The organism is Chlorobium sp. KB01 (assembly GCF_001975465.1).
Taxonomy (GTDB): domain Bacteria; phylum Bacteroidota; class Chlorobiia; order Chlorobiales; family Chlorobiaceae; genus Chlorobium.
This window is the reverse complement of the sequence record NZ_MPJE01000106.1, coordinates 1-25,191: the sequence shown is the minus strand read 5'-3', so window position 1 is coordinate 25,191 and position 25,191 is coordinate 1. Positions and strand designations below refer to the sequence as shown.

Genomic DNA, 25,191 nt, shown 5'->3' with positions numbered 1-25,191 from the left:
ATACCACAATTTTATAATAGTTTACAAGGATTTATTTTTTCAACAACCGGACACTAGTGATCTTTTTTTTAAAAATATTCACCACGATTTTCTTCCCCTCCTGAACAGTGGAACAACGCCATAACCGGGGGTATTTCTTGGTATTGCTTCCGGAAGTTCATGGATTTTACTATTTTTGGCTTTTTAAAACCCTAATTCGTCTTCATCCATGAGCCAGCTCGATTTACTCAATATTGTCCACCGCCCAAGAAGACTGCGCAAATCTGCCGCGATCAGAAACCTTGTGCAGGAAAAAACTCTGACGGTCAACGATCTTGTCTATCCGCTCTTTGTCTGCCCTGGAACCAATGTTGTTGAAGAGGTAACCTCCATGCCCGGAAGCTTCCGTTACTCCATCGACAAAGCAGTAAAAGAGTGCCAGGAGCTCTGGGATCTTGGAATCCAGTGCATCGACCTGTTCGGTATTCCCGAACAGAAAACCGAGGATGGCAGCGAATCATATAACGAAAAGGGTATCATTCAGGAGGCGCTGCGTGCAATCAAGGCAAAGGTGCCTGATCTCTGCATCATGACCGATGTTGCGCTCGACCCGTTCACCCCTTTCGGCCATGACGGTCTGGTACGGGACGGTATCATACTCAACGACGAAACCGTCGAAGTACTCTGTAAAATGGCGATCTCCCATGCCAATGCCGGAGCTGATTTCGTATCACCGAGCGACATGATGGACGGCCGTATCGGCGCCATCCGCGAATCGCTTGACGATGCAGGCTTCTCCGATATCGGCATTCTCTCCTATGCGGCTAAATACGCATCGAGCTTCTACGGCCCCTTCCGCGATGCCCTGCACTCCGCACCCCAGTTCGGAGATAAAACAACCTATCAGATGAACCCCGGCAACACCGATGAAGCGATGAAAGAGATTGAACTCGACATCATGGAAGGTGCTGATATCGTCATGGTTAAACCCGGTCTTGCCTATCTTGACATCGTCTGGCGCACCAAAGAGCGCTTCGATGTTCCTGTGGCCATCTACCACGTCTCGGGCGAATACTCCATGGTCAAGGCTGCTGCAGAACGTGGATGGATCGATGAAAAACGGGTAATGATGGAGTCGCTTCTCTGCATGAAACGCGCCGGCGGCGACCTTATCTTTACCTACTATGCCAAAGAGGCTGCCAAATTACTTCGTTGAGCTACACTGAAAAGAGATGATCCAACGTCAAAAAGCCCGGCTGTTTGCTTATCGTACAGCCGGGCTTTTTAATACGGGCACCTCTGTTAATTATCGTGAGAAGCCCGGGAACAAGGCGGTTGGAGCCAGAGAAACCGGAGTGTACACGGAGTACATGAGGATTTCGAGCACCGCCCAACGCAGTAATCGGGTTTCGGAACAAATAAATAGAGGTGCCCATACCTTATACTTATGATACGATACTTTACATCCGGTGAATCCCACGGCCCCGCGCTCTCGGCCATAGTCGAAGGACTGCCCGCAGGCGTTCCGGTAACACCTGAAGAGATCAACGCACAACTGGCACGCCGCCAGCAGGGGCACGGGCGGGGCGGACGCATGAAAATCGAGACCGACAAGGCTGAAGTGCTCTCCGGCGTACGGTTCGGCAAAACCATCGGTTCACCGGTAACACTGGTCATCAGAAACCGCGACTGGGAGAACTGGACAACAACAATGGCCCAGTTTGAAAAACCTGATGCAGCACCGGCAAAAATCACCATTCCACGACCGGGCCATGCCGATCTGGCAGGAAGGATCAAATATGGTTTTGACGATATCCGTCCGGTTATCGAACGCTCTTCGGCACGTGAAACTGCCGCACGGGTTGCCTCTGGAACCCTTGCCCGCCTCTTTCTCCGTTCACTCGGTATAGAGATCGGCAGCTATATTTCAGCCATCGGCCCGGCATCGGAACCGGCACTCCATCCAGAGCTTGCTTCGCTCCTCGAAAAAGGAGCAGAAACGGTTTCAGCAGAGGCTGACCGCTCACCGGCAAGAATGCTCGACAGGCAGGCAGAAACCGCTGCTCTTGCCGCAATAGACGCTGCAAAAGAGCAGGGAGACACCCTTGGAGGAATCATCGAGATTTTCATCACAGGAGTCCCCCCGGGATTTGGCTCTTATGTCCAGCACGACCGGCGGCTTGATGCGGCGCTTGCTGCCGCAATCATCTCCATCCAGGCCATCAAGGGCGTGGAGATAGGAACGGCATTTGAAAATGCCCGGAAACCCGGTTCACAGGTACACGATGAATTTCACCTTTCCGGGGAAAACGGAGTTCAGAGAAAAACCAATCGGGCAGGCGGACTTGAAGGCAGCATGTCAAGCGGACAGACCATTCATCTTCGGGCCGCAATGAAGCCGATCTCGTCGCTGGTCACTCCCCTTCAATCCTTTGATCTTGAAACACTGCAACCGACGCTTTCACGCTTTGAACGCAGTGATACCTGCGCTGTCCCTGCTGCAGGAGTGGTGGCTGAAGCGGTTGTGGCACCGGTCATAGCCAATGCCCTGCTTGAAAAACTCGGAGGGGATCATCTTGAGGAGATCAAAGAGAGGCTTGATCGATATCGGAAAAGTATACTGAACACCTTCCGGGCCTGAGTTTCCCTGGGAGGTGTCCTGAACATATTCACGGTTTGGCCGGATCAACTCTCTGGTTCATATCGAGAGCCGGCTCCTGCACCTCTGTTTTGCCGACAATCTGGGCCGGAACGCCGACAACCGTGTAGTGCGGCGGAACATCATCAAGGACCACACTTCCGGCCCCGACCTTTGAACCTTCTCCGATTACAACATTACCAAGAATCTTTGCTCCGGCGCCGATCATGACCGATTTATGAACCTTCGGGTGCCGGTCTCCGCTCTCCTTGCCGGTACCGCCAAGCGTCACCTCATGGAGGAGCGATACATTATCATCAACAACTGCCGTTTCACCAATAACAAGGCTGGTTGCATGATCCAGAAAAATACCTTTTCCGATCACTGCCGCCGGATGAATATCAACAGCAAAAACCTCCGACATTCGGTTCTGGATAAAATAGGCCATGGTCTTGCGCCCCTGCATCCATAACCAGTGTGCCAGCCGGTAGGCCTGTAGTGCCTGATACCCTTTCAGAAAGAGCATGATCTCAAAAAAGTGTACCGCCGCAGGATCACGCTGCTGCGTTGCCTCAAGATCATATACGGCATACTCGACCTGCTCGGGGCACTGACGATAAAACTGGTCAAAAAGCCCCTGCAGGACCAACGGAGGAAAGTGCTTCGAGCCAAGCTTTACGGAAAGCAGCATTGCGAGCGATGAGCCAAAATCATCAAAGCGCAAAATATGCTGCTCAAGAAAAATCTTTATTTCAGGATCACGAAGGCACTCGCTTGCAGCCTCCCGGACAATTTCCGACCAGATCTGTTTAATGTCTGCTGCCATAGGTATACATGCGGCTCCGTACCGCAATAAATAATTCCGGAAATCCCGGGCTATCCGACACCGGGAGCAATAATCTCTACTGTAATACCGTGAACTCTCTCAAAAGGTTCATGGCCGAAACAGCTACAGCTCCGGAAGTTATAAAAAAACAGGGGTTTTACGCACCAAAACCTGAATGGAAACCGGTTATGGCGAATTGAGCATTTGCCTGCATGCAGAATAAACGCACAATACGGGAAGATTCGCTAAAAACCATTTTTTTGCGTACACTTTGCATGCTACAGAGAAAAAGAAAAAGCGAATCTTTTTACCAACCCGATGCGTATTTCACGAAAAATCGAGATTGATTACGGCCATACACTGCCCAACAGCTTTTCATTCTGCAATCAGCTGCACGGCCACCGTGGTGTGGTTGTTGCCACCGTCGAAGGGAGACTGATCGACCGGGAGGGTGACGGAGAGGAAGGGATGGTGATGGATTTCAAGTTTCTGAAAGAGGTTATGGTGGAGCATATCCACGACAAACTTGATCACGGATTTGCGGTTTGGAAGCATGACCATGAAGATCTCGACTTTATTCTGAAACGCAATTCGAGGGTTCTTGTAACCGAAGAACCGCCTACGGCCGAGTGTCTGGCAAAATGGGCCTTCAACCAGATCCGCTGTAACCTGCCGGAAGGCGTTGCGCTTAAACAGATCCGCTGGTACGAAACTCCGAATAACTGGGCAGAGTACGAAGGGGAATAACCGGGTTAATATCCTGTTTTCGTCAACACCCAGGTACATCGCTTGTTATTGATGTTGTCAAGAACAATGACCTTGAAGGTTGCAGGCAGAGCAACAGGGATCTCAATGGTATCACTGACAACATATACCCGGTCGCCGAAAGCCGTCTTTTCCGGAGCTACCGCTCGCTCTTCATGTTTAACAATCACGCGGTGACGGGTTTTAACAACGGTTTTTGTTGTTTCAAAAGCCGGAGGCGGCTCAATGTAATGATGCCCTTTTGAGCGAAAAAGGAGATTACCTGATTGGTCGGCAACAATAAAGGTCCAGTTGGTTCCGTTTGCCATTCTCCATTCAGCCCCGAGCAGCTCAACCACAACAGCTCCTCCTTTTGGCACAAGGGAGAGGATCTCGTCCGTTTTCTGGCGGGTGAGTCGTTCACTGTTAGCCCGATCCCCGGCGTCCAGATAGCACTCGTCGTACGATTGATACCTGAAACTTTTTACCCTTGCGTGGTTTTCAACAGTCTCGATGCTATACGCTCCAACTTTGCTTTCAGCTCCTGCCTCCATCGCAATAAACACCATAAGCATCGCTATACAGAGTGCCTTCAGTCTCATGCTCTCCCCTTTTTTATCTGGTTTAACGCCCCTTTACCGTTTCAATAGTTACACTCCGGAACCGGCAGGCAAAAAGCCGGTACTACCCGCCCGGCTTTTGCTCTTGTCAGAACGGTAAACGCATTGCGGAAATCGCTTACCCTCTCTTAACGTCTGTTATCGTTGTTTCGATTATTCCCCTCGCCCTGGCGATTGTCATTATTACGGTCATTTCCGCTCACCTGACGGTTCTCGCTGTACCTGTTATCGTTGCGATTGAATCCCCGGTTATCATTGTATCTGTCGTACCGGCCATTTCTGTCGAACCTGCGATTGTCGTTATGGCGGCGGTCATACCGGCGATACTCGATGTCACGATATCTTCTTATATCATCCATGCGATGACGTCTGATCCCGTAGGGGAGATTGTGATCCCTGACAATGACCCATGGGCCACGATAGGTCGGAGAGTTGTACCAGTAGCCGTCCTGATAGATGTAGTAGAGATTTCCGAAAGAGATGATATCATAAGGGATACCTACCGATACCGAAAATCCGCGACCGGGCAGCGCAATAAAGCTTGGCCGCCTTTCAAGAGCAAAAGCCGGAACCCGCTCCCCCGCACTGATATGAATACTTACTTCCGCTTTTGCTTCCGTAGCGGGTTGAGCGAAAAGCATGCATGCAACTCCTGCCGCCAGCCAGATCTGTTTTTTCATAGTGATGTTCCTGTTTACCAATGATTGAGTGATGCCAACAACGGTATTCTTTCGTTTCTGAGTGTGTTATAAACCAGGGTATTCCGGGTTTATAACAGTTATGACGCTCTTTGGAAGTTATTTCCTGCGCGTCTCTTTCAATAAAAAAACAAACCGTTACGCTTCTTGATCCATCACTGCCGTTTTACCAAAAAAGAGAGAGATGCCTGTTATGGCGGATTTTTCCTGATTATATTTACGCACACTACGGTCTGAGAATCAAAAGGTCACATGAAATCACAGGAGCTTGTCATGAAAAAACCGTTGTACTCACTCTCCTTTTAGCATTAACTGGCTGCAGCAGCGCCTACTGGTATGACGATCATGGAATGCGCCACCACCGGGACTTCCGCCGTCATGAAGAGCGCAGGGAGTCAGGAGAGCGGCGAGATAACGATAAACGAGGTCATGAGGGTGGTCGGGAGCAGGAGAGAAGAGGCGGAGAGCGATAATAAAACACCTGGGTCAACGGCTATTCTCCAGAGCATGAATCAAAAAGCCCGGCAAGCTCCGGGTTTTTTTTCTGTCAGACAGACTCCGCCCTGATCGTCCAGAAGATCTCTCCGGCATGCTCAACCTTCGTAAATGTTCCGGTTTCGAGCAGTTCCTCCATTACCCTGCCGGCTTTATCTCTGTCGCCCTCAAAACAGTCGGCAATTGCTTTCTCCAGTTCACGCTGCTGTATGGGATGGCGAGTGGCAATGGCGGTAACCGCCTTGAGAAGATCGGATGCACCCTGCAGGTTCATGCTCCCTTTAACCGGATCAACAACGGTTACAACCTCCGAGAGAATCGCGATAGCACGCTGAATCCTCTCCGGTGAGGGGAGATGGACCTCCTCTTCGGGAGCCGGGCGGGTCGGAAGAAGCAGATGAACCATATCGGGATTGATATCCTTGAGAACTGCGGCAAGATCATAAAGCGCTTCATCGGAGTCGTTGATCCCTCCGAGCAGCATCACCTCAATCCAGAGACGGCCCTGATACTCCTTTCTGAATGCGGCAAGTCCCTCAATATGCCTGTTGAACGTAAGGCCTGCTGCCGGTCTGTCGATCCGGTTGTGCAGAGCCTCCGAACCGGCATTGAGAGAAGGGAGCACCGCATCTGCCTCAAGCAGCTCCCGGCGAACTTCGGGAAGAGAGAAGAGCGATCCGTTGGTAATGACCGCAACAGGTACCGTGGTGAGTTTTTTTACCTCAGTGATCAGCCAGCCAATCCCCTTGTAGAGCATGGTTTCACCGGAACCGACAAAGGTAATCCAGTCAAGTGCGGTATTGACTTCAAGCGCCCGGCGTATCTCCTCAAGCACCGCTTCACGCGAAAAAAACTCCTTCCGGTCGGAAACAAAGGCTCTGGTTTTTCCAAGCTGGCAGTAGAGACAGTTCCAGGTGCAGCTTTTCGGAGGAAGCAGATCAACACCAAGCGATTGACCGAGGCGCTTTGATGATACCGGACCAAAAACGTATTTCATGATGGGTGATTCCCTTGTTCCTTCAACCGGCCTTCGCTGTACTGGCGAATTCCGACATTTTCGCTTCGCTCTCGGCCTCGAAAGCCTCTTTTGAAATATGGGGCAGCACAACGCTCGATGCTGTAAAGGCAATAATCTCGATCATAAATATGGCTGCATAGGCAAACATGTGGTTGCCGGAGAGGGTATAGATTACATCGCGGATGACCCCTGCGCCGGAGTGGCCAATGAAGATGGCAAGGCTCTGGGCGGTACCCCAGAGACCGATATAGATGCCGCTGCGCCCCGCCGTCATGTTCATCATCATGGAGATGTTGGAAACGCTTGCTGCACCGAGACCCATACCGGTAACAACAAGACCGACACGAAGCAGTGTCTGATCCTGCATAAAACCGGCAGCGATGATGACGGCGAATCCTATCGCGCTGAAGGTATTACCAAAGTAGGCTCCCCGCTTGAAACCGATCCGTGAAAGCAGAAAACCGGTAATCACCATGAAAATGAGCTGGGTTCCGCCCATCATCGGCTTGAAAAGCTTGGTGGTGGCGGAAACCGGCATCCCGAACACCTCGGCACCAAAAGGATCCATGACAACTTCGTTGGCAAACAGGGCAAAGATGGAGATAAAAATATAGAGGGCGAACTGCAGGGTCTTCGGCGATGAAGAGAGCAGGCGCACCGACTGGGCAAAACTGATACTGTGCTTGCCCTTGCCCCCGGAGGCCTCCGCATTGCGGCCTTCCACGCCAAGTATGGCCACCAGACCGAAAAAGAGGGTAATGAAACCACCGATTTCAGCCATCTCGGTCAGCCGTTCAGGAGTATATACCGTCAGATAGTTACCGATGTTCCAGTTTGAAATAATAGCCGTCAGAACCATAAGGGTCCAGCTTGCACCGGTGACCTTGCCGATATGCTCTTCGGGCACAACATCGGCAATCAGTGCGTAATAGGAGGTGGTCGCGACCTGCAGGCCGAAACCGAACATGAGGAAAATAAGTGCGAGTTTCCAGAGGCCCGCATCAGTCAGAAGAGCCGGAAGCATCTCCGAGAAGGCGGTTCCCCCTATCTTCACTTCATAGGCCGCTGTCGGGGCAAGTACAAAGGCAACAATGCAGCTCAACAGCCCGAGAAGGATGTAGGGTGTCCTGTGGTAACCGAAAACACTCAGCCGGTCGGAAAGGTTGCCGATCCATACCTTGACACCGAAAATCGCAAGCAGCTCCTTGAGGCTGATAAGCCCGAGTGCAATCGTTGCGGGCAAGAGCAGCTCCTTGATCATGACCCGGTTCAGAATATCCTGAATGAAGCCAAGCATGAGTCCTAAACCCATCTGGAACATGGAGAGACGTACCAGGTTCAATGTCTTCACTATCTTCATAAAACAGCGCTGATAATTTGGGAAATGCCGGATGAGTTGCTCTGTATGTACTGATGTCGTGGAATACTCCGGACGCAATATAACAAAAAAGCAGAACGATCTCGCTCCGGTGCCCCCGGAATAAGCCCTTTCCTGAGTCTGCATTTATCCCCCATGTCTTGATGGCACGAGGACAACAAGGAGATCAAGGACTGCAACGACGAAGAGAAAGATCAGGGCAACCACAAGGGATTGCCCCTACACCATTTCGTGCAATTTCGTCTGTTTCGTGGCTAAAACTCTTTCTCTGACTGACAGTCCCGAACGTATCATCTCGAAGGCAGTGAGAGATCTCACAACTCGGAACCTTCTGAAATCATGGCAGTCAAACCGGTCAGCCGCTCGGAAGAGCGCTTGTTGCCGATGGCCATGGCAAGCGCTCTCGGCTCACCGATAATCATGACAAGTTTCCTCGCCCTGGTAACTGCCGTATAGACAAGGTTCCGTTCCAGCAACGAAAAGTGCTGCATTGAGAGCGGTATCACCACTGCAGGGTACTCCGACCCCTGACTTTTATGAATGGTGATGGCATAGGCCAGTGCAATTTCGTCAAGTTCTCCAAATTCGTAAGGCACATCCCTTCCGTCATAGCGGACACAGAGCGAATCATCCTCCTCGTTTACGGTATAAACAACTCCGATATCGCCGTTGAACACCTCCTTGTCATAGTTGTTGACCATCTGGATCACCTTGTCGCCTGCTGCATAGGTGGTGCCGAAACGCACGATTTTACCGGATGGGTGAGGATTCAGGGCTTCCTGAAGAAGGGTATTCAGCGCCTTCGTTCCAAGAGAGCCCCGGTTCATGGGAGTCAGCACCTGGATATCTTTCATGGGATCAAGATTGAAGCGCAGGGGAATGCGCTCAATGATCACCTGCAGCAGCCGTCGATTAATATCTTCGGTACTCAGGGCCGGAACAACGTAGAAATCAGAGAGTTCAGCTTCGCCCGAGTCACCAGCCCTGCCGGTCGGAAGCAGAGCCTCTCCCCTGTTGATGCGGTGGGCATTGACAATGATCATGGAACTTTGTGCCTGACGGAATATCTCGGTAAGCCTTACAACAGGAAGGGCGCCGCAATTGATCATGTCTGCAAGGACAAATCCCGGTCCGACCGGGGGAAGCTGGTCAACATCTCCGGCAAGCATAAGCGCTGCATGATCCGGAATTGCTGCCAGCAGCTTGCTCATCAGCACCACGTCGATCATGGAGGCTTCATCAACAATGACTACATCTACATCAAGGGGATTACCGAAAGTGCGCCTGAAGTCGTTTGCATGGGGATCAAACTCAAGCAAACGGTGAATGGTTTTGGCCTCACGTCCGGTTGCTTCGGAGAGCCGTTTGGCCGCTCTTCCTGTAGGAGCGCAAAGAACGAATTTCAATGCTCCGCTGCCGAGTAGAGAAAGGATCGCGTTAATAATGGTGGTTTTACCAACGCCGGGGCCGCCGGTTATGACAATCAGCTTGCTGGTAAGGGCAAGTGCCACAGCACTGCGCTGGGAGTCTGAAAGTTCAATCCCGGAGTGTTCTTCGGCAGCAAGAATGGATTTCAGCGGCTCCAGCGTTCCCCAGGGAAGTTTCCCCTTGAGAATCCGGTGAATACTGTCAGCAACCCGGCTCTCGGCTCGAAAGAGCGCCGCGAGATAAAAACTGCTTTCACCACCGTCCACGACTCGCACAAGAGTACCGATGGAGAGCTCTTCAGTTATGGCATGCTCAAGCACCTGAACCGGAATAGAGAGAAGACGTTTGGCCGCTTCAAGCAGCATCGGTTCGGGAACCCTGCAATGGCCCTCCAAAGAGAGTTCCTGAAGAACATGGGCAACCCCTGCCCGCGCTCGCAAGGGAGAATCTGAAGCGATACCGATGTTTCGGGCAATCTGATCAGCTGTTTTGAATCCAATCCCCTGAATATCAAGGGTAAGCCTGTAGGGATTGGAAGAGACCACCGAGATCGCCTCTTCACCATAGGTTCTGTAGATTTTGACCGCACGGGCCGTACCTACTCCGTGAGACTGCAAAAACACCATGATCTCCCGGACAGCCTTCTGCTCGGACCAGGCTGCAACAACCTGCTCCAGACGCTTTCTCCCGATACCCGGCAGTTCAAGCAGTCGTTCAGGGTGAGTCTCGATAACCGTAAAAACATCCATGCCGTAGGCCTGGATGAGCACTTTGGCAAAATGGGGGCCAATCCCCTTAACCATACCGGAGGCAAGATATTTGCCGACCCCTTCAAGGGTATCGGGGGGAATGACCGCAAGACGGCTTGCCTTGAACTGCATACCCCACGTTTTATCGTTCTGCCAGAGACCGAACGCTTCAACATGCTGCCCCGTTGTCACTGAAGCCACAACCCCGACAACCGTCACCGCTTCACGCTGACCATTGACAAGGAGTCGAAGCACTGCAAATCCTGATGCCGGGCTAAAAAAACTCACCTTTTCAACCACACCGCTCAACCGTTCCTCACCGGTGTTGGCGGAATTGCTCTCACTCATGAAACGGCAGGGTTAGGTGATAAGGTTCGCGCTCGATAAAAGAGCGGAGTACAGGGGAGAATATACCGCTTATTGCGGCCAGGAAAAAGAGTTTCAACAAGCGGTTGTATAGGGCATGCAACAAGAAACACATAGGGTAGCCCTGCTTAACACCGAAGATAATCCTGCCGCAGATGCAAAATCAATTGTGCCGCTGTTCAAATGTTCGAGCGCCAAGTTGCTTCCGCTGCTGTAGAACCACTGTACACCAACGTTATCAGCATGAAACTCCTTTTCCAGCCAGCCGAATTTTTTCAGTACGAAACTGAGGGGATTATAGTCAGCATAATCAACCCTCACTACTGAAGGCAGTCGAGCAGCAAAAAGGTCCGGCGAAACCTGCATGGAGCAAAGCAGGGATATACAAATAATAATCCGGCCGATAACCCTGTTCATTATTCTGAAAGCATCATTCATCTCGCTATACATCTTTTAATTGACAAAGTACCATTTACCGGGTGCTGTTCGGAAACATCTGTTTGTAAAAACTGTTGAAGAAGATCTGGGAAAGCTCCGGATTGAGCTGCTTCAGACGAAAATATAACTCCATCCCTTTCTGCTGATGGCCGTGTTCCAGATAATGTTTTCCAAGATTAAAAAGTGCCGTATTATGATCAGGATTGATGAGAAGCGCCTTCCGGTATGCATCGAGAGCTTCTGTGTCATGACCGGACTCACCATAGGCAATACCAAGGAAAACCCATGCATCGGCATCATCCGGCTTGATCTGAAGAGCCTCCTTATATGTTGCAAACTGTTTCGCCTGCTGACCAGCCAGACCATAAGCCCTGCCCAGATTAATCAAATATTGGGTATTGCCGGGATAGAGATGCACCGCCTGCCGGAAAGCTTCGACTGCTTCCGGGTAATACCCTGCATCGCTATAGGCACTTGCCATATTGTACCAGGAAGAGGCATCACCGGGTGTTATCCTCACCACCTGCTGATATGCCTCGACCGCCTGCAAATAGCTTCCATTCTGGATATAGGCAATTCCAAGATTGATCCATGCGAGAGCATATTCATTATTGTTCCTTACTGCCTGCCGGTATGCCGCTATCATTCTTTCATACTGACCCTCCCGGCCGTAGGCAACCCCAAGATCAGCCCAGTAGTGTGCATAATCAGGACGAATCTGTATTGCCCTCTTATAGGCATCAATGGCCAGAGCAAGTTCTCCTTTCTGGAGATAGGCAAACCCGAGATAACCCCAGGCATCAGCACTTGTCGGGATCTGTTTTGACCAGTTCAGGCACAACTGGATAATCCCTCCCCAATCCTGTTTCTCCTCCAGGGCTATCACCCTGTAAACCCATTCACTGTTGACCGAACCTGTTTTAGACAGCAATTCATGCCGGTTGCGCAAATCGAGTATCCACTCAACGGGCAGTGCAAAATTCAACTGCTGACCCTGTTTAAAAAAATAGGTTGCGATGCCTATCAAGCGGGCATGTTCATCAAAAAGTCCACCCCCGCTTGAACCGAGTGAAATCGGCGCCGTTGTCTGGATATAGTAGCCTTTATCAACAGCACGCAAGCCCGAGATAATGCCGGCGGAAAAGGTCAGTTCCAATCCCTGCGGAGAGCCTATCGCATAGACCTTCTCCCCTACCCTGAGCTGACTTGTATTTCCAAAAGTGATTTGCGAACCCTGTAGTCCGGAAACCACAAGCGAGCATACATCCCTGAAGCGGTCGGTATAGCCGGGTTTGGCATTATACTCCCGGCCCTGATAAATAACCATCAGTCGCGCTGCTTTTTCAATGACATGATAATTGGTCACCACCTGTCCGGTCGACAGAACAATGCCACTCCCCATACTTTGAAGCCTGCCGTTACTGTCATAGGCATGAACCACAACAACACTTGGCGAAACTTCCCGAAACACTTCGGCCGCGGTTTTTGCCAGTGCCGGAAGCGGTTGCAGGGCCAAAACAGAAACAACAGAGAGCAATACACAACAGAGACGGATAGCATAAAGGAGTATACCGGCTCCTGAAAACATCATTGCACGGGAATCAACCCGCAGTGCGTCAGGTTTGTCGCTCTTTTTCATCAGACGGATATCATTACCCCGCAGAGCCCGGAGGAGACCGTCATTGATACTTTTTTATACATATCCATCATTTTTGTCTGATCTGTATGGCGCCAAAACCGTTTTTGCGCACAGACTCCCTTCCGACGCTCAATCACCGGGAATAAAGCCGTGCGCGCTGAGCGACTCTCGACCCTGAGCTGTTTTTGCATATTCAACGAACCTCCTGAGAACGCCGAAAGGTTGACCGTTCGTATACATATAGAGATTAAGCCTGAGCGGATAGGTATGGTCCGTGATGTGCTGTGATGACTGCTCAATACCATTGACCGGAAGAGCCTTGACTGAACGGTCAACCAGACCATGGTCTATAAATCCGATGGCGTCGGGTGTTGTGGTGATATAACTTTTGACCCAGCGAATACTCAACAGTGTTACGGTTCTCCGGGTTACCGATCGCTTTTTCATAACCAGTTCCGAGAAGATTTCCTGGGTTCCGCTTGCGCGATCAAGCTGAAGTCGCACGATGGGACGATTCAGCCCGCCAACCTGTTTCCAGTTACTGTAGGTACCGTCATAGATCTTGCGGATTTGATCGACAGTCAGGCCCGTAAGGGGATTAGCCGGATGAACAACAATAGCGATGGCATCCTGTGCAATAAGGTGTTCAACCGGATTGATCCCGCATTTTCCTGCCTCAGCCAACTCATCCGGGTGAATCCTTCTTGTCGTGTTGGCGATGTCACAGGTTTTAAAGATCAGGCTGTAAATGCCGCGAGCCGCATCAGTCTCATTGACCCGCACATCGATGCCATCACTTTTGAGAAAATCAAGCGCAAAAATATTTGCAATAACACCGGCCAGTGGGGCTCCGTCTGTGATAATTTTATTTTCAGCAATCAGGCCTGAAGGGGTGGGGAGAACTCCATCTGCAGCAGTGGCTGCATCAATAAAAGCCACAAAGAGCATGCAGCATAGAGCAACACCAGAAAGTATTTTCTGGATAGAGCTATTCATTCCGGCCATGATCGTGTAGAGATATCATGAGCATTGCATAACTACCTGCAAAAAAACAGATCACTGACCTTGCATAAAACCGGGATCAACCAGTTCATCGATCACCTTGTTCATATCTGTCCCTTTTGTAACAAGATTTTCATCCAATAAAATCTGTGCCGCATCCTTCAGGCTCTTGAGTTCAGATATCCCCGTTATGGATTTGGTCATATCAACCCTGCTCATCACCAATTGAGCTACCGGCAACGATATCCCTGATTCATCAGCATAAATCAACTCAAACTCATCAGGATGGCGGATTGCCCACCTGCGCACCATCTCATATACCTTGACAACACGCGACACCACTTCGGGATAGTTGGCAGCAAAGCGCTCGGATGTATTCAAAAAGCCGTAGCTGTTGAAACGCGGATTACGGTATATCACCCGGTTTCCCCGCTCTAACTGGCTTGAAGAGCAATAGGGGTCGCAACCTGCCCAAACATCAATCTGCTCGCTGTTGAGTGCAATACCCCCCTCAACGTGCTGCAGGGGAACAATGTCCACATCGCTCTTCTGTAAACCCGCTTCATGCAACGCCCGCAAAAGAAAAAAAAGGGATCGGTACCCGGAGTTGCCGCAATTTTTTCGCCCTTTAAATCCGGTACCGAGTTGATGCGGGAATCACGGGGGACAAGCAGCATTGCCCACTCCGAACGTGAAAACATGTAGACCGTCCTGAGCGGGTTTCCATTGGCTTTGCTCCATACTGCACTTAATCCTGAAGAGGAGCCGAAATCAACACGATTGTCGTGCAGATTCTTCAGCGCAAGATTACTGCCACCGCTGAACACCCACCGAACCGGCACCTTGTCAGTTTCAAACTCCTTCTCCAGCCAGCCTAATTTCTTCAATACCAGACTCAACTGGTTGTAATCAGCGTAATCAATCCTCAGCTCGGTCGGCAGTGGTGAGGCTGCAAGATCGGAGGTAACAGGCAATACCAGAATCTGGCTAATAAAGCAAACAACTCTGACTATCTGTTTGGTGATTATTCGTACCCGAGTATTCATTACATTGTTTCTCACCTGAGTTACGGTTTAAAGCCTGCAAAATCATTCAGGCTATCTCGTTAAGAAAACGTAACACCCGTACAACCTTGATCGCCCCTGCTGGCTGAAACGCTACTTTGCTGTTTTAGGAAACAGCATAGCATTATAGTTTTTGAAGAACATTTGAGCAAGTTCCGGATTTACCCGCTTCAGACGTGAATAAACATCACGTGCGGGAGCCCGCTCGCTGTGCTCCAGATAATCCTGACCCAGATTGAAGAGCGCGGTATTATGTTCGGGATTAATACGCAGTGCGTTCAGATAGGCATCCCGCTCCTCCGGCTCCTTGCCTGCAATTCCATAGGAGACAGCAAGGCTGACCCAGGCATCATCATAGTCCGGCTTGATTCGAAGAGCCTGATTATACGCTCCGCTCTGTTCAGTTCGCCGCTCAGCCAGCCCGTAGACCTCACCCAGATTTAACCAATATTGTGCATTGCCGGGTGTGAGATGCACCGTATGCCTGAACGACTCAACCGCCCTGGAGAACTGACCGGCATCACGACATATAGTTCCCAGATTGAACCACGAAGAGGCATCACCCGGATTAATGCGCACCGCATGCTCGTAAGCATCTATTGCCTTCTCCAGATCACCATTCTGATAATAGGCGATACCAAGATTGATCCAGCCCAGGGCATAGTTGGCATTGATCCTTACAGCCTGAAGATAGGCTTCTATCTGTCTGGTTTTCTGCCCCTCACGGCTGTAGGCAACGCCAAGATCAGCCCAGTAGTGAGCATAATCCGGACGGATTTGTATTGCCCTCTGATAGGCATCAATGGCCAGAGCAAGTTCTCCTTTCTGGAGATAGGCAAACCCGAGATAACCCCAGGCATCAGCGCTGGTCGGGATCTGTTTTGACCAGTTCATGCACAACTGGATAATCCCTCCCCAATCCTGTTTCTCCTCCAGGGCTATCACCCTGTACACCCATTCACTGTCGACCGAACCGGTTTTGGAGAGCAATGCATGCCGGTTGCGCAAATCGAGTACCCACTCAACCGGCAGGGCGAAATTCAACTACTGACCCTGATTGAAAAAATAGGTAGGCAAACCGATAAGACGGGCATTTTCATCAAACAGCCCTCCACCGCTTGAGCCCTGGGATATCGGTGCCGTGGTCTGGATATAGTGGCCCTTGTCCACATCGTGCAAGGCGGAAATTATGCCGTCAGAGAAGGTCAGCTCCAGCCCCTGCGGTGAGCCTATCGCATAGACTTTTGATCCTACCTTCAGTAAATTCGTATCACCCATGACGATTTGTGAACCCTGCATGCCGGATACCACAAGAGAGCATACATCCCGAAACCGGTCGATGTAACCGGGAGTGGCCGGATACTCCCTGCCCTGGAGACTGACCGTCAGCTTTCCGGCTTTTTCAATAACATGAAAGTTGGTCGCCACCTGACCGGATGGCAGGAGAATACCGCTGCCGAAACTCTGGATCTTGCCTTTGTTATCAAAGTTATGGATCACGACCACACTTCCGGAAACCTCCTGGAAAACCTCATCTGCGGTTTTGGCTCCGACAGAGGAATATGAGGGTGCCATAACAAGCGCAACAGAGAGGAATGAACCACAGCGGCGCCTGCAGTCACCATTTCTCAGGCCTGCACGATCAAACAGAGCGCGTATGACCCTGGGAGCTGCCCGTAAAAGAGAGAGCGGTTTTACGCTTTCTTTCATGTAGTATGCTTCAGTACTACCTGGATAAAAAACTACAAAAAATTACACGGGTAACGGACTATGCACGATCAATCGTCAGGGATAAAGCCGTTTTTACTCCGTTTTGTCGCTCGCTGATCTGTTCCTGCGTATTCGACAAATCGCCTGAGCACCCCATCCGGGGCGCCTTTATCTGTGTCGATATCATATCGATAAAAAAATTTACGTAAATAGATGCGGATTTTTTCAATTAATCGACTTTGCTTTATAAAGTTATCACTAAAAGACGATCACAGGAACTCACCCCCTCTCCCCGAAAGAGCCCTTTTGCTTGATTTGTAAAATATGATGGATTTAACTATTGTGCCGTTAGATACTCAGCCTTGGGGTGCTGAATCTTTTTTCTGCTATGCCTTGCCGCTTAACCCTTCAACTATGACCCACGCTACTGAAAACGCATGCTGCCCGGATCTGCACATTAACGGAATGCAATCGGAAAAAACTTTTGTCACTGGCACGCTTCATCCTGTTGAAGTAGGAATGAGAACGCTCAAGCTGAGCAGAAACTATTCTTGCGGGGGTATGGAGTTCTCCTCACTCCCTCTTTATGACACCAGCGGCCCCTGGTCTGATCCTTCGTTCGTGATTGATCCGGAAAAGGGACTTCCCCCGATTCGTGACACCTGGAGCTTCTGGGAGGGCAAAAGTGTAGTCTCCACCACAGCAACATCTTCAGCAAGAAGAGCCCGCAAAGCCCTCGATGGAGGCGGGATCACCCAGATGTACTTTGCCCGCAACGGCGTCATCACCCCGGAGATGGAGTATGTCGCAATAAGGGAGAACCAGAATCTGGAACAGTGGATTTCCGGATTTTCGAGGGGAGGGAAAAAGCATATACCGATAACTCCGGGATTTGTCCGCCAGGAGATTGCAGCAGGTCGGGCGATCATTCCGGCAAACATCAATCATCCCGAGCTTGAACCGATGATTATCGGCCGGAACTTCCGGGTAAAGATCAACTCCAACATCGGCAACTCGGCACTCGGCTCTTCAATAGTCGAAGAGGTTGAAAAAGCGGTATGGTCATGCCGCTGGGGCGCCGATACGGTGATGGATCTCAGCACGGGAGCCAATATCCATCAGACCCGCCAGTGGATTCTGAGAAACTCGCCTGTTCCGATCGGCACGGTACCCATCTATCAGGCACTGGAAAAAGCAGGGGGGAAAGCTGAAGAGCTGACCTGGGAGTTATACCGCGACACCCTTATTGAGCAGGCCGAGCAGGGCGTAGACTATTTTACCATTCATGCCGGAATCCTGCGGGAACACCTCCCCTTTGCCGAAAAGCGCCTTACCGGTATTGTATCAAGGGGCGGCTCGATCATGGCAAAATGGTGCAAGGCCAACAAACAGGAGAACTTTCTCTACACCCGTTTTGAGGAGATCTGCCGGATTCTGCAGGCATACGATATTGCTGTTTCGCTTGGTGATGCCCTTCGGCCGGGATCAATACTCGATGCCAACGATGAGGCTCAGTTCGGAGAGCTGAAAGTGCTCGGTGAACTGACCAAAGTGGCATGGAAGTTTGATGTACAGGTGATGATTGAAGGGCCCGGGCATGTACCGTTGCATATGATAGAGGAGAATATGCAAAAACAGCTCGAATACTGCCATGAAGCTCCGTTCTATACGCTCGGACCGCTGGTAACCGACATTGCCGCCGGATATGACCATATCAACTCAGCTATAGGAGGAACACTGATAGCAAGTTTCGGCTGCTCCATGCTCTGCTATGTCACACCCAAAGAGCATCTCGGACTGCCGGACCGCAATGATGTGCGGGAAGGGGTCATTGCCCATAAAGTTGCCGCCCATGCGGCTGATCTGGCCAAAGGGAGCCCCGTTGCCTGGCTTCGTGACGAGCTGATGAGCAGGGCCCGGTATGCATTTGCATGGGAAGATCAGTTCAACCTCTCGCTCGACCCGGAAAAAACACGAGAATCGCACCGCTCAAGTATGGCCGCAAGCGGGAGAACCGATAAAAACCCCGATTTCTGCACCATGTGCGGCCCCGATTTCTGCTCCATGAAAAAGTCAAAAGAGGCAACCGCACAGGAGTGAAAAGCAGAAAAAGGACTGAGTGGACGAAGTCGGGAAAAAAGGCGCCACAAAGAGCGCCTTTTTTATTGTATTGAACTTCGATTACTCTTACGATGCTGCCTTGATGATTGCGGCAAAATCGGCAGCATTGAGGCTTGCGCCGCCAATAAGCCCGCCATCAATATTCGGCATGGCAAAGAGTTCTGCGGCATTTGAAGGTTTGACGCTTCCGCCGTACTGAATGCGAAGCTTGCCTGCTGCAGCATCACCATATAGTTTGGTAATGGTATTGCGGATAAGAAGATGCACCTCTTCTGCCTGTGCGGAGGATGCGGTTTTTCCGGTTCCTATCGCCCATACCGGCTCATAGGCAATCACGACAGTGCTGATATCGCTGATTCCTGCAAGGCCTTCGGTAACCTGTGAGGTGACCACTTTCGAAGTAACTTCTGATTCACGCTCTGCAAGGGTCTCCCCTACGCAAAGAATAACCTTCAAGCCTTCAGCAAGGGCCTTTTTGATTCTGAGATTCACCGTAGCATTGGTTTCGCCGAAAAACTGGCGACGCTCCGAGTGACCGATAATAACGTATGAACAGCCGACAGCCTTCAACATTCCGGTCGATATCTCTCCGGTAAATGCACCGTCATTTTCATAATGACAGTTCTGGGCAACAAGCTGAACAGCAGAGCCCGCTATAATTTTTCCGGCTTCCTGCAGGGCAACATAGGTCGGAGCAATACCGACTTCGCAGCCTGAAAAACCTTTTCCAAGCGCGGCAACAAGCTCTGAAGCAAGTGCTGCCGATTCGGCAATGGTATTGTTCATTTTCCAGTTGCCGACAACAATTTTCTGACGCATAAGATGCAGATTAATAATTCGTTTTTATATCACAGTATATCCGGTCAATCTGATCAACATTGAAACGGTGTTTTCCTGAACGGGCATCCTTGAGTTCGACATCGTTGCTGCCGACAGCAATAACATTACCGTGCCACACTCTTGCCTCTTTGGTCACCAGATTGACTTCGCGATTCAACAGCTCCTGATTGCCGCCGATACGCTCCTGACGATAGATTATTTGACGTTTCCCCATGGGATAGCTGGTTTAGGTTGGACTTTATTTAACGAAAATTTCAAGGATCTCATAATGGAGTTTCCCTTTCGGCACCATGATCTCGACTTTTTCACCGACGGCTTTTCCAATGAGCGCCCTGCCAACAGGAGAGCGTACAGAAATTTTCCCCAGATCGGTATCAGCCTCTTCGGAAGAGACCAGTGTATATTCAATGATCTCCTTCTCATCATCAAGATTGCGCAGCTTGACGGAGGTCAAAATGTAAACCTTGTCCGTCTTGATCAGTTTGGGATCAAGAATCGTGGCTGAAGCAAGCTTGTTTTCAAGATCGGCAATACGTGCTTCGGTATGTGACTGCTCCTCTCTTGCAGCATCATACTCCGCATTTTCACTCAAATCACCATGTGCTCTTGCTTCCGCAATTTTTTCCAGAACTTCCCTTCTCGTTTCATGAACCAGCACATACAGTTCCTCTTTCAGCCGGTTATAACCATCTCTTGTCAGGTAAATTCTGTCACTCATCTCTTGTGCTGTTTTTGTTGATAATAATGGAAAACAACCTCATATAGACATAAACTCTATGCACGGGGCAAATGGAACATCAGGCAAACAAAAAAAAGTAAAGTCAGCTACGCGGCTGCTGACTTTACTTCTGTACAATGTACAACTCTTAATCCTTCAGGCAAAACAACTTTACACATTAAACGCAAAATAGATCCGGTTCCCTCCGCGTTCAACGAGCAGAAAAAGCATATTACCGGCTTTGATAGTTTTGACAATCGCACTGTACTGGCTGAATGAGCTCACACTCTGACGATTGATTGAGAGTATGATATCTCCACTGCGCAATCCGGATGTATAGGCATTGGAAGAGGGATCAATGGCAGTAATAATCACCCTGCCTGCTCCCTGCTTCAGGTTCAGCCGCTCTGCCAGTGCGGCAGTAAGCTCCTCAGCGTTGAAACCAAGTGCAGCTGTTACCTTTTCCCGCTCTGCCGGTGTTGCCGAAGCAACCTCCTTTGACGGCTGCGCTTCAAGACGAAGCGAAACAAGTCTGACACTGCCCTCTCTCTGCACCCTCATCTTCACGATGGTACCGGGAGTCTCTCTGGCGATGGCATTGCGGAGTTCAACACTGCTTTTGACCTTTATAGTATTGAAATCAAGAATGACATCTCCGGTCCTTACACCGCTTTTTGCCGCAGGGCTGCCATCAACCACCGTTCCTACCAGCACCCCTTCACCCATCTTCAGGTTCATGGCTTTGGCAAGATTTTCATCAATATCCTGGATTGTTATTCCAAGATATCCCCTTGTGACCTTTCCCGAGTTAATAAGCGAAATCAGAACAGCTTTGGCCATATTGGAGGGTACCGCAAAGCCGATACCTTCAAATCCCCCGGTCCGGCTCGCAATCGCCGTATTGATACCGACCAGATCACCGTTGATATTGACCAGCGCACCTCCGGAATTACCCGGATTGATAGCCGCATCGGTCTGGATGAAATCCTCGTAATCTGCAAGGCCGACATTGGCCCTGCCCTTGGCACTGACAATCCCCTGGGTGACGGTTCTGGCAAGATTCTCCCCAAGAGGACTTCCGATGGCAATAACCCACTCTCCGACACGGAGCTTGTCACTGTCACCGATCAGGATCGGCTTGAACCCTTTTGCATTGACCTTGATCACCGCCAGGTCGGTTTTGGGGTCCTTACCGATAACTTTCGCGGCAATCTTGCGATTGTCGAAAGTGCGTATATAGACGACATCAGCGCCATCAATAACATGATTATTGGTAAGGATATAACCGTCATCGGTAACAATAACTCCCGAGCCGAGACCTCGCTGAACCTCTTTACGGCCATTCGGCAAACCGCGCTTCGGCATTCCGAAAAAGTCGTCGAATGGAGTGCCGAAAAAACTGAATGGCGAAACCATCTGCTGGTTTACGGTCTTTTCAGTGAAAATCGTAACGACCGAAGGGGTCGCCGACTCGGCGATCTGCACAAACGCTTCATTGAAACTTTGCAGCGACTGAATCGGATAGCTCTCGATACTGTTTTTTGCCGAAGCAAACCTGGGGCTGTTGGAGAAGCTGCTGCCGTTGAGTGCAACGTTGAACTCAACATTGGAAAAAACAAGCGCACCAACAACCGTACCTGCAAAAACCAGCAGCAGGTATTTCATGAATGTGTTTTTCTTTCTCATCGGTTCTCTTTAAAATGTATTGATCGTTACTCAAATACCTCAATATTTTCAACGGCAGTAAGTCCTGCTTTCATCTTGTTCATCGTCTCTTCATATTCCGATTCCGGTTTTGAATCGGCAACAATACCACCGGCTGCCTGAAAATAGATGGTGTTATCGGCAACTACCATAGTACGGATTGCAATAGCCGTCGTGAGATTGCCCTTGAAATCAAGAAATCCCACGGCACCACCGTAAAGCCCTCGCTTCTCTTTTTCAAGTTCGTAGATGATCTCCATGGCACGAACCTTGGGTGCTCCGGTAAGCGTACCCGCAGGAAAACAGGACCAGAAAGCATCCATGGTACCCAGATCATCACGAAGCTCACCCCGAACATTACTGACAATATGCATCACATGGGAATATTTCTCAACCACCATCATCTCATTGGTCTCAACCGTACCGGTTTTGGCTATACGGCCGATATCGTTCCGGCTCAGATCAATAAGCATGAGATGCTCGGCCCGCTCTTTTTCATCGGCCAGCAGCTCAAGGGCAATACGCTCATCCTCTTCGAAACTGTTTCCCCTGTGCCTTGTTCCGGCTATCGGACGGGTATCAACCATCCGCCTGCCCTTGCTGTCACGTTCAACCCTGACGAGAAGTTCAGGTGATGAGCCGACAATCTCGAACTCCTTCATATTAAAGTAGTAGAGATAGGGCGAGGGATTGATCGTTCTCAGCATCCTGTAGACATCAAAGGGGCGGGTATTGAGATGACGGCGTAGTCGCTGCGACACCTGTACCTGAAAAATATCCCCTGCCAAAATATACTCCTTTGCAATGGCTACTTTTCCAAGATACTCTTCACGCTCAGTATTTGAAATAACCGGCTCCGGACGCTCAGGCCTGAAAGCAATCTCTTCACGCTGCAGCGGACGAAACATCTGTTCGGCAATAAGCTCTATTTTCTTGAGTGCTGAAGGTTTGTCGGTCTCGTCAAGGTAGTTGGAAACGATAAAGACCTTGCGCATGATGTTATCAAAAACCACCAGCGTATCACAGAAAAGGAGAAAAATATCGGGCAGTCCTGCCGGATCGGCAAGTTCAGGCGAAGGTATCCGTTCAACGAGGTGCATGGCATCATAACCGAAATAGCCGAACACTCCCGAGGTGATCATCTGGGGAGCACCGTTCTTCTTCCGAGGAATCTCTTCAGTGTCAAATGCAGCAAGGGTGACGTCAATCTTCCGGCGCAGATCGGTCTCCTCTGCAGCTATCCGGCGGAGGTCACTGAATTTTTCATCAAGAATTTCAATGCTGCTTTCGCCATCAACAGAGCCTGTGAGAATAGCAACGGGATCAATGGCTATATAGGAGAAACGGGCAAGAAGCTCCTCACCCTCAACCGATTCGAGCAGACAGGAAAAGGGGCGCTGCAGTTTAATATAGACTGATACCGGCGTCTCTGTGTCGGCATGGACCTCCTTGAAGAGCGGCTTGAGAAGATAGGGCGCATGCCGTTGATCTGCTTGCATAACTATGTGTTGCGAAATTGGTTATTTGTTAAAGCACAATAAAGAGAAATATTTTGTATCGTAACAGGTAAACGAAACATACCCTGGAAACCGCTTGCAAGGCAGAGCAGTCATGAAGCCCCGATTACCCCACAAAACTTTCGTGATTAACTGGCTAAAAGCATTGATGCTCTCCCCCGGCATCCTGTTTCCGATGGCGTATCTGCTGCTTTATCTCTCTACCAACATCTTTCTGAACAAAGATTATAAAAAGGATCTTGCTCTCTCCTTCAGCCGGGCAACCGGTAATTCCCTCCATATCAAGGTCGAATCGCTCAAAGCCGGTTTGATTTTCGACTCGGTCACCCTCAATCAGATCGAGCTGACCTCAACGGTTCCGGTTGACGGTGCCAAAAGTAGTTCCGGTGATAAAATCACCATCAAATCCATGAAGATCAACTCTCCCGATCTTCAAAACATTCTCTTCAGCCAATGTGCGCTCCAGGCATCAACAGAGCAGGTCTGTGAAAAAATTCTTGCCGGAACGCATTGAGTTCAATGAATCAGCATCCCTGAACGCTGCCAGCGAATCGACGCGAGTTTGCCAACCGGGTTGGTAAATATTGAGAGATCCGGATTCCAGGACCAGTAGACAATCAACGCTTCACCCACCAGATCCTTTTCAGGCAGAAACCCCCAGAAACGGCTGTCAAGACTGTTGTCACGATTGTCGCCCATTGCAAAATAGTAGTTCGACTGAACAGTATATGACGCAGCCGGAGCGCCGTCAATAAAAACCAGCCTCCCCTGAAGGCTTACATCATGACCTTCATCGGCTACAAGCGCTGCGTAAAGCGGATATGTCTGTGCATTTAACGCAATAACATCTCCTTTTCGGGGAACCCGTATCGGGCCGTAGTTATCCTTGTTGAAATTTGAAAACTGCGGAAAGATCATCTCATCACCAATACCGGCAGGTATAAGGCTTGAAATATACTGACCATCCGGAGGCAGAGCCACCGGCTTTTTATTGATGGAAAGCTGACGGTTATGAATCTCAAGGGTATCTCCGCTGATGGCGACACAACGCTTGATATAGTTCATTGAACGGTCTTTGGGAAATTTGAAGACAATAACATCTCCGCGCTTGACCTCGTCAACACCCGGCAGGCGAATATCGGTAAACGGTATTTTCGGCCCGTAAACATATTTGTTGACAAACAGAAAATCACCGGCAAGCAGCGTGTTCTCCATTGAGCCGGTAGGAATACGATAGGATTCAACGACGAAAATACGGAGCACGGTCGCGAATATTGCCGCAATAATCAGCGCTTCAAACCACTCCTGTGAATGTTTTTTTTCCGGTTTACCCGGTTGATTACTCAGTGCCATATCGTGTTTTGGTTGTAAAAATCCCCCATTCGGAAGGACTCTCTTTTTTTTGACGCTATCTGCTGCAAAATCCTGCGCAAACTCCTCTGGGCACCTCTATTTATTTATTCCGAAACCCGATTACTGCGTTGGGTGGTGCTCGAAAT

Annotated in this window: 23 protein-coding genes and 1 pseudogene; 6 read left to right on the top strand and 18 right to left on the bottom strand. The window is 50.1% G+C overall.

Translation table 11 applies throughout. From position 1 onward, the window contains the following. The first annotated feature begins 208 nt into the window (after positions 1-208). Positions 209-1,195, top strand: a complete 987-nt coding sequence (gene hemB / locus BOO20_RS11270) for a porphobilinogen synthase (protein ID WP_076792772.1) — start codon at positions 209-211, stop codon at positions 1,193-1,195. Between the two features lie 231 nt (positions 1,196-1,426). After that, the gene (gene aroC / locus BOO20_RS11260) at positions 1,427-2,620 is read left to right on the top strand and encodes a chorismate synthase (protein WP_076792769.1); all 1,194 of its coding nucleotides are present in this window, start codon (positions 1,427-1,429) and stop codon (positions 2,618-2,620) included. 28 nt (positions 2,621-2,648) lie between these two features. Here aroC and cysE read toward each other — a convergent pair whose 3' ends face one another. Continuing rightward, the gene (cysE, locus tag BOO20_RS11255) at positions 2,649-3,443 is read right to left on the bottom strand and encodes a serine O-acetyltransferase (protein WP_076792767.1); all 795 of its coding nucleotides are present in this window, start codon (positions 3,441-3,443) and stop codon (positions 2,649-2,651) included. A 318-nt stretch (positions 3,444-3,761) separates the two neighbouring features. Here cysE and BOO20_RS11245 point away from each other — a divergent pair, with 318 nt between their 5' ends. Beyond that, a complete protein-coding gene (locus tag BOO20_RS11245) occupies positions 3,762-4,190 on the top strand; it encodes a 6-carboxytetrahydropterin synthase (protein ID WP_040433737.1) in 429 nt (142 codons plus the stop codon). Positions 4,191-4,195: 5 nt separating this feature from the next. Here the strand turns inward: BOO20_RS11245 and BOO20_RS11240 are convergent, their stop codons facing one another. Together BOO20_RS11240 and BOO20_RS11235 are read right to left on the bottom strand one after the other, a co-directional pair. Then, a complete protein-coding gene (locus tag BOO20_RS11240; protein WP_076792764.1) occupies positions 4,196-4,789 on the bottom strand; it encodes a hypothetical protein in 594 nt (197 codons plus the stop codon). Between the two features lie 146 nt (positions 4,790-4,935). Next, positions 4,936-5,487 carry a YXWGXW repeat-containing protein gene (locus tag BOO20_RS11235; protein ID WP_076792763.1) on the bottom strand — a complete coding sequence of 184 codons (552 nt, stop codon included), beginning with the start codon at positions 5,485-5,487 and terminating at the stop codon, positions 4,936-4,938. A gap of 354 nt (positions 5,488-5,841) precedes the next feature. Here BOO20_RS11235 and BOO20_RS11230 point away from each other — a divergent pair, with 354 nt between their 5' ends. Then, positions 5,842-6,072: a hypothetical protein gene (locus BOO20_RS11230; RefSeq protein ID WP_076792761.1), complete on the top strand. Its 231-nt coding sequence runs from the start codon at positions 5,842-5,844 to the stop codon at positions 6,070-6,072. Here BOO20_RS11230 and BOO20_RS11225 read toward each other — a convergent pair. From BOO20_RS11225 to BOO20_RS13185, 9 genes and pseudogenes are all read right to left on the bottom strand, one after another. Then, a complete protein-coding gene (locus tag BOO20_RS11225) occupies positions 6,053-6,997 on the bottom strand; it encodes a radical SAM protein (RefSeq protein ID WP_076792759.1) in 945 nt (314 codons plus the stop codon). The genes BOO20_RS11230 and BOO20_RS11225 overlap by 20 nt on opposite strands. Positions 6,998-7,019: 22 nt before the next feature. After that, complete coding sequence (locus tag BOO20_RS11220; RefSeq protein WP_083694669.1) at positions 7,020-8,378, bottom strand: BCD family MFS transporter; 1,359 nt, start codon at positions 8,376-8,378, stop codon at positions 7,020-7,022. A gap of 332 nt (positions 8,379-8,710) precedes the next feature. Next, entirely contained in the window at positions 8,711-10,921 is a 2,211-nt protein-coding gene (locus BOO20_RS11215; protein WP_076792757.1) for an ATP-dependent RecD-like DNA helicase, read from the bottom strand. Between the two features lie 93 nt (positions 10,922-11,014). Next, a complete protein-coding gene (locus BOO20_RS11210; protein ID WP_076792756.1) occupies positions 11,015-11,377 on the bottom strand; it encodes a hypothetical protein in 363 nt (120 codons plus the stop codon). A 34-nt stretch (positions 11,378-11,411) separates the two neighbouring features. Continuing rightward, on the bottom strand, positions 11,412-13,016 hold the full coding sequence (locus tag BOO20_RS11205; RefSeq protein ID WP_076792754.1) for a tetratricopeptide repeat protein: 1,605 nt from the start codon (positions 13,014-13,016) through the stop codon (positions 11,412-11,414). Between the two features lie 129 nt (positions 13,017-13,145). Continuing rightward, the gene (locus BOO20_RS11200; RefSeq protein WP_076792753.1) at positions 13,146-14,021 is read right to left on the bottom strand and encodes a PstS family phosphate ABC transporter substrate-binding protein; all 876 of its coding nucleotides are present in this window, start codon (positions 14,019-14,021) and stop codon (positions 13,146-13,148) included. A 51-nt stretch (positions 14,022-14,072) separates the two neighbouring features. Then, a pseudogene (locus BOO20_RS11195) lies at positions 14,073-15,064 on the bottom strand (aliphatic sulfonate ABC transporter substrate-binding protein). Between the two features lie 111 nt (positions 15,065-15,175). Next, positions 15,176-16,126: a lipopolysaccharide assembly protein LapB gene (locus tag BOO20_RS13190; protein ID WP_233120975.1), complete on the bottom strand. Its 951-nt coding sequence runs from the start codon at positions 16,124-16,126 to the stop codon at positions 15,176-15,178. Beyond that, positions 16,127-16,792 (bottom strand): S1C family serine protease, encoded by a 666-nt coding sequence (locus BOO20_RS13185; RefSeq protein ID WP_233120974.1) that lies wholly within the window; start codon positions 16,790-16,792, stop codon positions 16,127-16,129. 414 nt (positions 16,793-17,206) lie between these two features. Here BOO20_RS13185 and thiC point away from each other — a divergent pair, with 414 nt between their 5' ends. After that, positions 17,207-18,892 carry a phosphomethylpyrimidine synthase ThiC gene (gene thiC, locus BOO20_RS11185; RefSeq protein WP_076792774.1) on the top strand — a complete coding sequence of 562 codons (1,686 nt, stop codon included), beginning with the start codon at positions 17,207-17,209 and terminating at the stop codon, positions 18,890-18,892. A gap of 87 nt (positions 18,893-18,979) precedes the next feature. On the opposite strand, the gene tpiA is transcribed toward thiC, so the two are convergent. The 5 genes from tpiA to trpE form a co-directional block, all read right to left on the bottom strand. Further along, complete coding sequence (gene tpiA / locus BOO20_RS11180) at positions 18,980-19,732, bottom strand: triose-phosphate isomerase (RefSeq protein WP_076792751.1); 753 nt, start codon at positions 19,730-19,732, stop codon at positions 18,980-18,982. Between the two features lie 10 nt (positions 19,733-19,742). Further along, entirely contained in the window at positions 19,743-19,967 is a 225-nt protein-coding gene (locus tag BOO20_RS11175) for a hypothetical protein (protein ID WP_006366158.1), read from the bottom strand. 24 nt (positions 19,968-19,991) lie between these two features. Further along, positions 19,992-20,471 (bottom strand): transcription elongation factor GreA, encoded by a 480-nt coding sequence (gene greA, locus BOO20_RS11170; protein WP_006366159.1) that lies wholly within the window; start codon positions 20,469-20,471, stop codon positions 19,992-19,994. A 171-nt stretch (positions 20,472-20,642) separates the two neighbouring features. Next, positions 20,643-22,157: a DegQ family serine endoprotease gene (locus tag BOO20_RS11165; protein ID WP_006366160.1), complete on the bottom strand. Its 1,515-nt coding sequence runs from the start codon at positions 22,155-22,157 to the stop codon at positions 20,643-20,645. 26 nt (positions 22,158-22,183) lie between these two features. Then, positions 22,184-23,674: an anthranilate synthase component I gene (trpE, locus tag BOO20_RS11160; protein ID WP_006366161.1), complete on the bottom strand. Its 1,491-nt coding sequence runs from the start codon at positions 23,672-23,674 to the stop codon at positions 22,184-22,186. A gap of 112 nt (positions 23,675-23,786) precedes the next feature. Between trpE and BOO20_RS11155 the strand changes: the two genes are divergently transcribed. Continuing rightward, positions 23,787-24,206, top strand: coding sequence for a hypothetical protein (locus BOO20_RS11155; RefSeq protein ID WP_076792750.1), 420 nt, complete (start codon positions 23,787-23,789; stop codon positions 24,204-24,206). Positions 24,207-24,208: 2 nt separating this feature from the next. On the opposite strand, the gene lepB is transcribed toward BOO20_RS11155, so the two are convergent. Beyond that, on the bottom strand, positions 24,209-25,045 hold the full coding sequence (gene lepB, locus BOO20_RS11150; protein WP_076792748.1) for a signal peptidase I: 837 nt from the start codon (positions 25,043-25,045) through the stop codon (positions 24,209-24,211). Between the last annotated feature and the right edge of the window lie 146 nt (positions 25,046-25,191).

Coding starts and splice junctions, on each gene's coding strand:
- BOO20_RS11225 (WP_076792759.1), bottom strand. CDS start 6,997: ATGAAATACGTTTTTGGTCCGGTATCATCAAAGCGCCTCGGTCAATCG.
- BOO20_RS11215 (WP_076792757.1), bottom strand. CDS start 10,921: ATGAGTGAGAGCAATTCCGCCAACACCGGTGAGGAACGGTTGAGCGGT.
- hemB (WP_076792772.1), top strand. CDS start 209: ATGAGCCAGCTCGATTTACTCAATATTGTCCACCGCCCAAGAAGACTG.
- BOO20_RS11210 (WP_076792756.1), bottom strand. CDS start 11,377: ATGAATGATGCTTTCAGAATAATGAACAGGGTTATCGGCCGGATTATT.
- BOO20_RS11165 (WP_006366160.1), bottom strand. CDS start 22,157: ATGAGAAAGAAAAACACATTCATGAAATACCTGCTGCTGGTTTTTGCA.
- BOO20_RS11205 (WP_076792754.1), bottom strand. CDS start 13,016: ATGAAAAAGAGCGACAAACCTGACGCACTGCGGGTTGATTCCCGTGCA.
- BOO20_RS11230 (WP_076792761.1), top strand. CDS start 5,842: ATGACGATCATGGAATGCGCCACCACCGGGACTTCCGCCGTCATGAAG.
- cysE (WP_076792767.1), bottom strand. CDS start 3,443: ATGGCAGCAGACATTAAACAGATCTGGTCGGAAATTGTCCGGGAGGCT.
- thiC (WP_076792774.1), top strand. CDS start 17,207: ATGACCCACGCTACTGAAAACGCATGCTGCCCGGATCTGCACATTAAC.
- BOO20_RS11240 (WP_076792764.1), bottom strand. CDS start 4,789: ATGAGACTGAAGGCACTCTGTATAGCGATGCTTATGGTGTTTATTGCG.
- tpiA (WP_076792751.1), bottom strand. CDS start 19,732: ATGCGTCAGAAAATTGTTGTCGGCAACTGGAAAATGAACAATACCATT.
- lepB (WP_076792748.1), bottom strand. CDS start 25,045: ATGGCACTGAGTAATCAACCGGGTAAACCGGAAAAAAAACATTCACAG.
- BOO20_RS11200 (WP_076792753.1), bottom strand. CDS start 14,021: ATGGCCGGAATGAATAGCTCTATCCAGAAAATACTTTCTGGTGTTGCT.
- trpE (WP_006366161.1), bottom strand. CDS start 23,674: ATGCAAGCAGATCAACGGCATGCGCCCTATCTTCTCAAGCCGCTCTTC.
- BOO20_RS11235 (WP_076792763.1), bottom strand. CDS start 5,487: ATGAAAAAACAGATCTGGCTGGCGGCAGGAGTTGCATGCATGCTTTTC.
- BOO20_RS11245 (WP_040433737.1), top strand. CDS start 3,762: ATGCGTATTTCACGAAAAATCGAGATTGATTACGGCCATACACTGCCC.
- BOO20_RS13185 (WP_233120974.1), bottom strand. CDS start 16,792: ATGAAAGAAAGCGTAAAACCGCTCTCTCTTTTACGGGCAGCTCCCAGG.
- BOO20_RS11220 (WP_083694669.1), bottom strand. CDS start 8,378: ATGAAGATAGTGAAGACATTGAACCTGGTACGTCTCTCCATGTTCCAG.
- BOO20_RS11175 (WP_006366158.1), bottom strand. CDS start 19,967: ATGGGGAAACGTCAAATAATCTATCGTCAGGAGCGTATCGGCGGCAAT.
- aroC (WP_076792769.1), top strand. CDS start 1,427: ATGATACGATACTTTACATCCGGTGAATCCCACGGCCCCGCGCTCTCG.
- BOO20_RS11155 (WP_076792750.1), top strand. CDS start 23,787: ATGAAGCCCCGATTACCCCACAAAACTTTCGTGATTAACTGGCTAAAA.
- greA (WP_006366159.1), bottom strand. CDS start 20,471: ATGAGTGACAGAATTTACCTGACAAGAGATGGTTATAACCGGCTGAAA.